Raw genomic sequence first — 10,942 nt, forward strand, 5'->3', positions numbered from 1 at the left:
GCGATTCTATCCTACTCATCCTTTAACCGCCGTTGATACAAAGCAACCGATACGATCGTCAATACAACCGTCCATGCCAAAATAATGAGGAGGGGTTTTAATAAATCTCCCGTCGTAAAGTCTGTATTGCTTATATTTAGCAAATACACAAGTTGAATACTTGGTGCATATTCCAGCACTTTGAAAATCGGATAATCATCCGCCAGTAACATTCCTCCATATGGCGCCCCAGTGAATACGATCGATACGGGAATTATAGATAAAGACGCATCAAGTAACGTCTTGGAGAATAAACCGCATATCGTGCCGGCAGCTGTGTATAGAATAATCGAAAGAATAATTGCAGCCACAAGCGCCCATATACTAGCTGGTACATAGCCCATTATATACGTGGCAATACCCAGAACTACAGCAGACATGGCAAAGACTAAAGCACTTTTACCGATTAGAACATCCATGGTTGTGGCCGGAGTCATCATTAATGATCGTAAGGTGTTACGCTCCTTTTCTTCCGCAATCAGGCATGCTTGTGCAAAACTCGTCAGTATCACAAACGAAAAATTTAGAACATAACCGAGAGCTCCGGGCAGAGACGGGCCTGCACCACGGAGGAGAAATGCGAGGACAATTGGGAAAATCAGCATAATAGAAATCGCATAATTGCGTGAAAACTCTTTGTAATCCTTCACAAATATCGCTTGAGCACGTTTTAATGAGATACTCATAGTAACTCACTTCCTGTCATTTTAATAAAGATATCACCCAGACTTGGCTCTTTCGTTTCTAATCGATCAATGAATCCTCGTTTCATCCAATCGGCTATTTGATCGGCCGTCCCTTCATCGATCGGGAGCTCGTAGGCTTCCCCATTGATTAATTCAACACAAACTACGTTTTCCCGATGCTGTTTTTTAAGTTCCTTGGGTGAGCCGATGGTTTGGATTTGTCCTTGATACAAAATCGCTACACGGTTACATATCAATTCGGCCTCAGCCATATCATGCGTAGTTAGAAAGATCGTTGTCCCTCTCTCATTTAAGCGACGTAAGCCTTTATAAATATGTGCCGAGTTTACTGGATCTAAAGCCGAAGTAGGTTCATCCAAAAATAATAATTCCGGCTCATGGATAACCGCGCATGCCAACACGACACGCTGACGCATCCCTTTTGATAAGCGATTGACTTTCTTTTTGCCCTCCCCGCTTAAGTTAACAAACTGCAGTACCTTATCGATCGAAGATTTAGGAAGATCATATAGTTGGCGATACAGCTCCAGATTTTCCTCAATCGTCAATCTCTCATATAGACCGCTGTTATCCGTCAAAATGCCGAAGCGCATCTTCTGTGCAGACTGCTGCATCATCTCCGCCGGCTGGTTAAATACTCTTGCCTGTCCGCTTGTCGGATTTAATTGAGCCGTTAAGATTTTAATTAATGTCGTTTTTCCCGAACCACTCGGACCCAGGAAACCGAAAATTTCCCCTTTCGGAATGGAAAAGGACACGTCTGATAACGCATCCTTATTTCCAAATCTCTTTCGAATATGTTCTACTTCGATAACATCCATGAACACCACTTCCTTAGAGTTGATGCCTTAAGCATATAAAGATTGCATGCTTCCAGCCATCAAAACCCGCCGAAATGTAGCTATTATCGCCTGAATGGTACCATGGAATGCTTGATTGGTTTGATATTACCCCGGAAATTAAATGTTAAGAAGGGTTTTTAATTCATGCAATTTTGAACGAGATAACGGAACCACGGCATCTTTACCTGTATTTAATCGCAAGCTGTAGCTATTCTTCGTCCATGTAATAATCTCTCTTACTTTTTGCAAGTTAACGATGTAGGATCGATGACACCTAAAAAATCCGAAATTTAACAATTTTTGCTCGAGCTCGGTTAGCGTCAAAGCACAGACATAATTTTCGCCACCCACATGAACAAGGATCGAACCATCCATACTCTCTATATAATCGACTTCAGGCGGATCAAATAAAATCACTTTGTCATTTCTTTTCGTATAAATCTTCTGCAAGGTGATATTGGCCCGATCTTGTTCCTGCACTTCCAGCTTATCCTCTTCCGAGTCCCGAATATCCAGTGGATGAAATCCGATTTCGTTCAATCGATAAATGGCATCACAGGAAATCATGGCATCCTCTAAATTCGAAGTTAGAATTAAAATCTGCTTCTCCTTCGAAAGGTCATCTAAAATCCGTTTAAAATGACAACGCTCTTCTTCTTCCAAGTAAAAATAGGGCTCCTCCAGTACAAGTATCGGCTGATGCGCAAAAAAGACACGCAGCAAAGTCACATACGTCCTTTTCGATGAGCTTAGATCCTTGATTTTTACCTTTCGTTCTTCTTTTAAAGCAAAATAATCGATTAACAGAGCGACGCGCTCATTCCGCTCCGTTACTTTGATTAGAAAAGCGATCAGCTCTTCCACCGTTAAACGCATATACTCGCTTTGCTGAGCTCGAAATAAATAATATTGGGAACGATCCTTTAATTGATTCATTAAAAGCTGCTTTCGCTTCAAGTCCGTTATAATCCCAATCGATTGATTTGAAGTCATATTTAATTCGATCTTCGGTAGGAGTAATTTCCCATTATCATAGATTGGTTCGAATTGCATGCCGTCCCTCCGGTCAGTGCCGCTGTAGGTATATATAACAATTATAATGTTGGGGTATTTTTTTGTCAGTTTCTATTGAAAAATGTACCGGCATGTCTTCTCTAAGCCATATAAGTACTGACCAAGCCTTCATAACATGCACAGAAAGCCACCGAAGCAATCGGCAGCTTGATTATCGTTGATTTAATTATTGTCCCTGTTAGTTCAATGCCAATCCCGTTCCGAGTAATGGAGATTATTAGGCCCTGTTAGAGTCTCGTGAACGTGATGTAATCGACTTGGGCAGGCTCTGCCGATTCGATCCGAAGTGCCCGGTTGATCTGTCCCCGGTGATATTGCCCATGTAAGAGGACCTGCAACAGGATGTCCCGGACGGACGTTCGGAACGGAACCCCGCTCTGGTTCACATAGTCGATCATCTCGTCCAACTGGGATTCCTCGAGTCCTTCGATATAGACGCGATATTGCTCGGCGTTTTCTTCGAACATCGTCCGGATCGCCTTCAGGTCTTCCGCTTCCTCCCACAAAGAATACTGCGCGCTGCCCTTGCCTTGCAATCGGGACAGCCAGACTCGTTCCGCGACCGCGACGTGCCGAATCAGCTTCAGAAGGTCCTTGTTCTTCGTCTCACTCTCCTCGAGCGCGTCCAAGATGCGTTCGTCCGCCCAGTACAAGTGGTCCATCATGCACTTGATCGTCTTCATTTCGTTTTCCCCCTCTTCGTCTCATCGATTACTTGAACCTACTGAAGGTACTCCTAACGCTACCTCGACATTTTCAAGAAACTCCCATTCGGTTGTTTCTACATGGGGGGCGCACCACCAGAAGGTGAATAAATTGAGTGATACCGTTATGGTACTATGTTGCAGCCGTTTTCCATTTATTGTAGGATATTTGGATTCCATTTTGAATTATACCATGTCAGATCATTACTGTGGATAGTGGTCAAACCTTGTAAGTGTATAGCAGGGACCAATTCCGTAGTGATGATCATAGCGAAAGCAAGTAGGAAATGAAAAAGTGAAAGTCATTGTTTCCCTTTTTAAGGTTTCAGCTTAAATCCCTTCATGATTTGGTCCCATGCTTGGTCAGATCCTCTCCAATCCATTCCTTTAGGTACCGATATGGAGCAAACACCATGCAATCCCCAATCCTCGTGCCTTATCTCGTGTAAATAACCCATGTTGTTCACAATTAAAAGACGAAATTTACCGGGCATGATCTTATTAAGTGATGCATAAAGCTTCTCCGCTTCCGGCTTTGACGTTTGGGTTCTGACCAAGCAGATTGGCTTGCTCTTTGCTGCCGTTAAAAATCTGTTTATACGCCGATCAATTTTACGTTTAAATGCAGGGTAAGCATCCGTCCATCGGTAAATCGGCAAGCTTAACGGAAAATCGTGATAAGAAACGATGTCATACTTGTCATCTGTAACGACGTAACAATCCAGATCCCTACCGGAAAGTCGAAGTTGCTTTAATTCCATAAATCCGTCAAAGCGATTTCGGAGCAACCGAGCCACATCATGAGCCCTAAACGAGATAAACCAGTCTAACGGGCCTGAAAATTTCCGTAAACCCAGTCTTTTTAGCTGATAAGCGGTTTGACACGTTGAACCTAGACTAATGTATGCCGTGTAGTCACCCGTACAATCATTCCACTTCAATTTGACTCCCTCCATGGTGTTTTTACGGAAATCTTACTCACTATCGTATGAAGAATGATGTTATTACGGCCGGGTGGATGTGTATGGTTTTTAGCAATTCACCTTAAAGAGAACTTTCCTCGTCCCACAAGCGGTTAATTGGAGCACTTATTTTCACTTCATTCAGTAATCGCGTGCTGCGTCGAACCAGCGTTGAGCCATCTCCTCCGGTATAGGCTGGCCGATCAAGTGGTCAGACTGGCTTAGTTGCCATACTGCTTCACCCAGGTCTTCCCGCTCGGCAGTTTCGATGCCTTTGACCGTATTGAAGCGCACGGTGAAGGCGGTGATGGCTGCCTCAGCCTCGGCAAGGCTGCGAGCCTGGGCCAAGGCTGCCTGTGCAGCATCATAGGCTTCGTTAGCCAGCTTGGCCAGAGTTTAGGCCAGGATGAAAACGGGCGGCCAAACTCGGTCGTCCACCACTCAGGCTTTCGAAGTTGGCTCACTGAAGCATAGTCAGACCACGGACGGGTCTTGGCCCGTGCTTTCATTTGCTGCCGCAGGCGCTTGCCCGTGATCTCCTCCACATTGTAGGCGATAAATCTGTCAAGGAGCGGCCATGCATCCAAGGGCGGCAAGTCACCCAGATCAGGCATGAAGCGCAGCTCCAGATGTGTTAGCCGGGTATGGCCAGCCAACAGATCCAAGTCGCAGAAGTTTCCCCACAAACTCAGTGACGTAAGATTTGGGAACCGGCTTAGACACTCCAGCGAGATAGGCTGTGCCAGCGGTTCGTTCTGGAGCGTCAGGTTGGTAACCTGATGCAGCTCACCCAGGTCGGGCAGCAGGAAGGGAACTCCGTTATCGCGCCGGCTGGTGCGCGGCGCAAGTGTCAGAGAGTATGGCATATCGCCTTCGGCCGAGAAGCATGACAGATCGCCGGACACACTCAGGCGAGAATAATCGAGGTGCTTTGGAAGCTTTAGATGCAGCCGGTTTTCGGATGGGTCCAGCTTGATATGCAAGCCATGCAATTTGGATTGGCTGGCGTCCGCTACTGTATCTGCAGACAGAACCGGTACCCACGTCATTTCTTCAATGGGGCGTTCACGGGCCCAGTCGAGGAAGCCGACGTCGCTGCCTGTGTAGTACAGAAATCGCGGCCAAGGCGAGCCGTCCGGTGTGGCAAAGACCTCAAATACCGTCCAATCGATAGGCGTGTCAGGCTCGACGTGGAGGTTCGCCTTCTTGCCCAATTGTGACGGTCCAATGTAGAGGCTGCCCACGCCAGGCTCAATGACAAGCGTATGGCTGCGAGGGCCTGTCAGGTCGATAGGAAATCGGCCTGCTTCCTTAATAGAACCAGCGGGGGGACGGGCTTGGTCATTATTTGACATTTCTATCATCCTTTCTTTTTAACGCCTGCGTTTCTGCGATAGGTGTCCCAACACAACGCCAAGCGGAGCTTGCAGCCTTCCTTTCTCCGCTTCGACATAAGCCTCCAATAGCGGCCATATATCAAAATCGGTATAAAGGTATAGACTGCCGGCCAGCTCGTCTATTTTCTCATCGTCAAGGTCACTTTGATAGATTTGGTATATTTGAGTCAGGGTTTCAGCTTCTTTATCCGCTGAAATATGGCGCAACGCGTCGATCATTTTGTCAGCATAGTGCCCGGTGCTGTTTCCCATCAGACCGCCAATCCCATTCATCGCCAACTCGGTGTCCATGTCGATGATCCAAATAATATCCTGTATGAATTGCGGATAGGCGGACAGCGCGTCACGGTCAACCGGTTCATCATAAATCCGGAACATAGACTGTATCACATCGTCCGCGCTCATGACGCTAATATTGCTCAAAACTTCGTCAATAAAGTTCATGTGATGCTCCTTTTGCTCACGCTCTCAATTCAATGGCTCAACGCTTTTTCGATTGATTCCCTAACATCATTATTTTTCAACTGGGTGCACGCCTGCTGAAGAATGCCTCTCTGAAGTCTTGCCCCCTGTTACTTCCTGCAATAAATACTTCAAATGGTCCTACAAAATCCAAAGGTTCAACCTGTTCATAAATTACAATTGCTACATTTCTTAGTTGCCGTACCTGTTCCATATCATAAACCTCCCACAAAATAATAAAAGTATTTGGTCTTAGACCAAATACTTTGCCCAGGCGTACGGCATATGAAATATGTGCTTCCTCATGGTTTTCCATGTTTACGCCACACATACCAAATATTTACTCCATTATAATTTGAGTATATAGACAAAAGCAAATGTTTTGGTATACTGCCCGTTCTCCCCTAACATAGTTAGGGCAAACGAATATTTGTAATCAAACTTGGGATAAATTCCCAACATTAACAACTGGCCTTGGACTTTCTATTTATCTTATGAAAAACAACTATACTCAATAACCCACCGAATTCCTTAAAGTAAGAATATTTTCCTGAAGGAACGTTTGATTTTTTTCAATTCCTCTGTTTTTACACCAAACAACTGCGCTGAAAGCATCGTAAATATCATAAAATGGCAGCACTCTTTCCAGAGCCAACATAGGTCGAATCGATTGATAACCTTCAATGAACGGTTTCTTTGTTCTCGGATTGACTTCCCAAATATATCGATTGACTTTTGTAAAATCTATTTCCGACGATCCGCCACGGGCACTCTCGAAATCAATAATGCCAGCAACCTCGTTACCATTCACCAATATATTACCTGGTCTAAAATCCATGTGAACAATGCATGGTCCGTCAGGATCCGGTAAAGCAGAGAAAACTCTATCAAAGTGAAGAATACATCTTTCATACAATTTTGAGTCGAGAATCTCTTTGCATGGCTCTTTCCACTTTTCAAAATTACTTTTGATATATAATCTCCAATTATTTTGATCAAGTAACTTAAAACCATCGGTTACATGGTAACCATACCCAGGGGTTTTAACCTCATGGAGCATAGCATGATATACGCCAATTTGAAAAGAAAGTTTCTCATCAATGTCTCCTGTACAAGGCATACCTTGAATTGCTGAAAGAAGCAGTGCCCCAGTAGTACTTTCATCCCCGTACCAAATGTCCAATACCTTAGGAACAGGTATTACACCCTTTAATGTTTCAAGCATCTGAAATTCACGGAATAGTTTATCCTTGTTAAATGGAATTTTTACAAAAACGTTTTCTCCACTGGCAAGAGTAAGTTTGTATACATCAGAACTAAATGACTCTGGAACATCTTCAACATTCAAGACGTTCAACTTTAGCTTTTCTATAGCTTTTAGAATAGAACTCATATGTAACCTCCTGTTTTGGAGCGATTCTTCCGATTTGTTTCTCTGAATACCGAATCAAATCCAATATCCACATATATCATATTTTTGACCCAGTACCAAAAACTCTTTATCGAGGGGTCATTTTCATTTAGACCGCCATGCCTCTGACCGCGGCACCATCAGATGATGAAAATGGATGGATTTTCAAGGTAGATTAGAGTTGAATTGCTTCAATAGTGTGAAATTTGAAAACTAAATGGATTTCATCCAGTTAGATTTCTATATTCGGAAGAAATATGGAAACTAACTGGAAAACCTACAGCTAGTTTGCGCCAAAACAGCCGTTTCGCCCAAAGCTGCCCATTTTAACTGTAGTTAATCCAGTTAGTTTGATCATTTTCGCCCATTCGCTTGAATCTACCTGTACAAAATACAGTTAGAAAGCATCATTCCGTTTGCACGGCACCAGCAGGCGGTGAAAATAGACGGATTTTCAAGGTAGATGCCCGCTCCGCTTGCAACGATGCCTGCAGACGTTAAATAGACAGATTTTCAAGGTAGTCATTTGTCTTACCTCTTGGTTCCTCATAGGCCGTTCTTTAATAGTATCCTTTGAAACTGCTAAACTTGAATTAACAGATTCTACTAAAAGGAACGAAAAAAATTTACCATACCCTTCCTATTAAAATATCATAGAATTGGTCTTTCTTACATCAGGGGGAAGCGTTGCAAATTGCAAAATTGTAAAATAGTAAATGGTTTGTTATAAACCATCCTAATAAATTTCGAATATTACTTGAAAGTTATATACCATTTTTGTTATATTGCATATAGTAGTTGTTATCTGATGAGAAGGAGCTGATACTCTGCATTATATGATCGAGGACTTATAAGAATGAGGTGATTCGCATGCCGGTAGAAGCCCCAAAAATGGATGTCACAACCCTCAAGGCATTAGCGGAACCTAACCGATTAGCTATCATTGAATTATTGCGGGAATCCCCTTTAACGGTTGGCGAAATTTCCCACCAGATTAAACTAAGTCAACCCCACACTTCTAAACATTTAAAAGTGCTGAGTGATTGTGGGATTGTGAAGGTACATGCTAAAGCTAACCGTCGATTTTACAAGCTTAGACCCGAGCCCTTTCAATCCTTGGAGTCATGGATCAAGTCATTCCAAGGAATTATGGAGGAAAGATTCGATAATTTGGATCGTTTACTGAAGGAGCTAAAGAATGAGGGAGAATTCTAACAACAGAAAATAGGGAGGAATTACAATGTCCAAACATGAAATGATTTCGAGAGTAGAAAATGATAAGGTGCTTGTGTTAGAGCGTGTGTTTGATGCCCCGCGGGAGTTTGTGTTCAAACTGTTCAAAGAACCAGAATACTTAAAGCGTTGGTGGGGTACCCATGGATGGGAACTGCCTGTTTGCAACATCGATTTTCGACCAGGCGGTGTTTGGCATTACTGCATGAAGTGTGTGGATCAAAATCAGGAAGAGTATGGTATGGAATCTTGGAACAAGACAATTTATAAGGAAATTGTGGAGCCAGAGAAAATTGTCTACACTGATTATTTCTCAGATAAGGATGGCAATATTAATGAAGCTATGCCCGCACCTGAAGTGACAATGGAATTCATTGATTTGGGAGCAGAAACAAAATTGGTCAGTCGTTCAGTATTCGATTCAGAGGAATCTCTCCAAGCGGTTCTCGACATGGGATTGCTGGAAGGCATTACTCAAACCTGGGATCGCTTGAACGAGCTTGTAGAAACACTGAAGAAAAATTAAAGTTCGCATTATAAATAGATTGGTAGAAAAGGAGCACCGCAGAAAGGTGCTCCTTTCGAACTGGTCATCCGTTTTAAACTGTTCCGCCGTTTTCGTCAGGTCAAGCATAGAGTGATTCAGTTCATCTGACTTACCCGCCACACGGCTCTTCTCCATCCTCCAAGACCCGGGGGATCGCCATCGCTTATGATACGGTTCTCCTCGCTGTCCATAACGGATACCTTTCATCTTACTCCTCGTCTCCTAACGCAAAATCAACGGCAGCCTCGGCATGAGTCGTGTTGTATCATAAATCGGGATACTGCAGTCTTCTTGCGAGATGAGCATTGTGATTTCCGTACATCCGAGAATAACAGCTTCCGCCCCCTTACGGATAAGACTGTCAATTATGTCTAAATATTTTTTCTTTGAATGTTCATTTATAATGCCAAGACAAAGTTCGTGATAAATGATATCGTGAATGACCACTCTATCCGCTTCATCCGGAACAATAACATCAAGTCCAAACTGGTTGATAAGTCTACCTTTATAAAATTCTTGCTCCATAGTAAAAGCGGTCCCTAACAAAGCCACCTTCTTTATTTTATCGCTAATAATTTTATTTGCTGTTGCATCTGCAATATGAAGTAAAGGAATCGATACCGAGTTCATCACTTCCAACGCCATCTTGTGCATCGTATTCGTGCATATGACTATGACATCTGCTCCGCCTGCTTCAAGTTTTTGTGCCGATTCAATCATGACCTTCGTTGCCTCTGTCCAATTTCCTTGATGCTGGAGATCCTTGATTTCTTGAAAATCTACGGAATACAGCAAACTTTTTGCTGAGTGGTGTCCGCCTTTCCTTTCTTTTACCCTTTCATTAATGATTTGGTAATAGAGCAAGGATGATTCCCAACTCATGCCGCCTATAAGTCCTATTGTCTTCACTACCTACTCACATCCCATCCTTTTTCATCTTATTTTGGCATAAGTATTTCTAGTTTGCATTAAGATGGATCAAACTTGCCGCCGAGGTCTATATTTTTAAGGGTTAAATAATAATGGCAGTACAGAAAAGTACTTTTTTTAATGATTGATGAGAATCCACGTAGAAGAAATGCTGTATTGCTTTTCGGGGAATCGCTCAGACGGAGAGCTCTCTTTTATTTATATGACAATAGGTGACATATATGAGGTCTATAATGGGTGGTAGATTAACGAAAGGAGTAACAATTCATGAAACGAAAAATAATTTTAGATTTAGCTGTTACTTTAGATGGGTTTATCGAAGGAAAAGATGGTGAAGTTGATTGGTGCATTATGGACTCTGAGATGGGGTTTAATCATTTTTTAAATCAAATTGATACCATTTTATATGGAAGAAAAAGCTATGATTTATGGGGACAATTTACTCCGGAACTTGAACATGCGGATTCTGAAAGAGAATTTTGGGAATTGGTTCATAGTAAAGAGAAATATGTGTTTTCCAGGACGCAGAAGGGGACGGATAATAAAGCAATATTCATAAATGATAGTATTCTGGACAGTCAAAAGTTCTACAGCATTAAGAAGCGAGCGAATCGGCGTCAATATCAGTCGTTTC

The 10,942-nt window shown here is 42.9% G+C and carries 11 protein-coding genes, 2 pseudogenes and 1 riboswitch; of the genes and pseudogenes, 3 read left to right on the forward strand and 10 right to left on the reverse strand.

Annotated elements, in window-relative coordinates; genetic code table 11:
- Positions 1 to 11 precede the first annotated feature (11 nt).
- The 9 genes and pseudogenes from ACFQ03_RS17640 to ACFQ03_RS17680 form a co-directional block, all read right to left on the reverse strand.
- The gene (locus ACFQ03_RS17640; RefSeq protein WP_144937454.1) at positions 12 to 725 is read right to left on the reverse strand and encodes an ABC transporter permease; all 714 of its coding nucleotides are present in this window, start codon (positions 723 to 725) and stop codon (positions 12 to 14) included.
- Positions 722 to 1,567 carry an ABC transporter ATP-binding protein gene (locus ACFQ03_RS17645; protein ID WP_150960442.1) on the reverse strand — a complete coding sequence of 282 codons (846 nt, stop codon included), beginning with the start codon at positions 1,565 to 1,567 and terminating at the stop codon, positions 722 to 724. The genes ACFQ03_RS17640 and ACFQ03_RS17645 overlap by 4 nt, the downstream gene beginning before the upstream one ends.
- Positions 1,568 to 1,705: 138 nt before the next feature.
- Complete coding sequence (locus tag ACFQ03_RS17650; protein ID WP_379289789.1) at positions 1,706 to 2,641, reverse strand: LytTR family transcriptional regulator DNA-binding domain-containing protein; 936 nt, start codon at positions 2,639 to 2,641, stop codon at positions 1,706 to 1,708.
- A gap of 248 nt (positions 2,642 to 2,889) precedes the next feature.
- Positions 2,890 to 3,345: a DinB family protein gene (locus tag ACFQ03_RS17655; protein WP_150960440.1), complete on the reverse strand. Its 456-nt coding sequence runs from the start codon at positions 3,343 to 3,345 to the stop codon at positions 2,890 to 2,892.
- A gap of 338 nt (positions 3,346 to 3,683) precedes the next feature.
- Complete coding sequence (locus ACFQ03_RS17660) at positions 3,684 to 4,307, reverse strand: DUF1796 family putative cysteine peptidase (RefSeq protein WP_191964404.1); 624 nt, start codon at positions 4,305 to 4,307, stop codon at positions 3,684 to 3,686.
- 162 nt (positions 4,308 to 4,469) lie between these two features.
- Positions 4,470 to 5,683, reverse strand: a pseudogene (locus ACFQ03_RS17665) (leucine-rich repeat domain-containing protein).
- A gap of 18 nt (positions 5,684 to 5,701) precedes the next feature.
- Positions 5,702 to 6,169, reverse strand: a complete 468-nt coding sequence (locus ACFQ03_RS17670; protein ID WP_379289792.1) for a DMP19 family protein — start codon at positions 6,167 to 6,169, stop codon at positions 5,702 to 5,704.
- Positions 6,170 to 6,245: 76 nt separating this feature from the next.
- Positions 6,246 to 6,401: a hypothetical protein gene (locus ACFQ03_RS17675; protein WP_379289794.1), complete on the reverse strand. Its 156-nt coding sequence runs from the start codon at positions 6,399 to 6,401 to the stop codon at positions 6,246 to 6,248.
- A gap of 47 nt (positions 6,402 to 6,448) precedes the next feature.
- Positions 6,449 to 6,524: riboswitch (ZMP/ZTP riboswitch) on the reverse strand.
- 174 nt (positions 6,525 to 6,698) lie between these two features.
- Complete coding sequence (locus ACFQ03_RS17680) at positions 6,699 to 7,580, reverse strand: phosphotransferase family protein (protein WP_379289796.1); 882 nt, start codon at positions 7,578 to 7,580, stop codon at positions 6,699 to 6,701.
- A gap of 888 nt (positions 7,581 to 8,468) precedes the next feature.
- Between ACFQ03_RS17680 and ACFQ03_RS17685 the strand changes: the two genes are divergently transcribed.
- Together ACFQ03_RS17685 and ACFQ03_RS17690 are read left to right on the forward strand one after the other, a co-directional pair.
- On the forward strand, positions 8,469 to 8,813 hold the full coding sequence (locus ACFQ03_RS17685; RefSeq protein ID WP_379289798.1) for an ArsR/SmtB family transcription factor: 345 nt from the start codon (positions 8,469 to 8,471) through the stop codon (positions 8,811 to 8,813).
- A 25-nt stretch (positions 8,814 to 8,838) separates the two neighbouring features.
- Positions 8,839 to 9,357 carry an SRPBCC domain-containing protein gene (locus tag ACFQ03_RS17690; protein WP_379289800.1) on the forward strand — a complete coding sequence of 173 codons (519 nt, stop codon included), beginning with the start codon at positions 8,839 to 8,841 and terminating at the stop codon, positions 9,355 to 9,357.
- A 229-nt stretch (positions 9,358 to 9,586) separates the two neighbouring features.
- On the opposite strand, the pseudogene ACFQ03_RS17695 reads toward ACFQ03_RS17690, so the two are convergent.
- A pseudogene (locus ACFQ03_RS17695) lies at positions 9,587 to 10,287 on the reverse strand (aspartate/glutamate racemase family protein).
- Between the two features lie 288 nt (positions 10,288 to 10,575).
- On the opposite strand from ACFQ03_RS17695, the gene ACFQ03_RS17700 reads away from it, so the two are divergent.
- Positions 10,576 to 10,942, forward strand: a 367-nt coding sequence (locus ACFQ03_RS17700; protein WP_379289802.1) for a dihydrofolate reductase family protein, incomplete at its 3' end; no start/stop codon positions are given.

Origin of the sequence: Paenibacillus residui (genome assembly GCF_042677205.1) — a bacterium.
Lineage (GTDB): Bacteria > Bacillota > Bacilli > Paenibacillales > NBRC-103111 > Paenibacillus_L > Paenibacillus_L residui.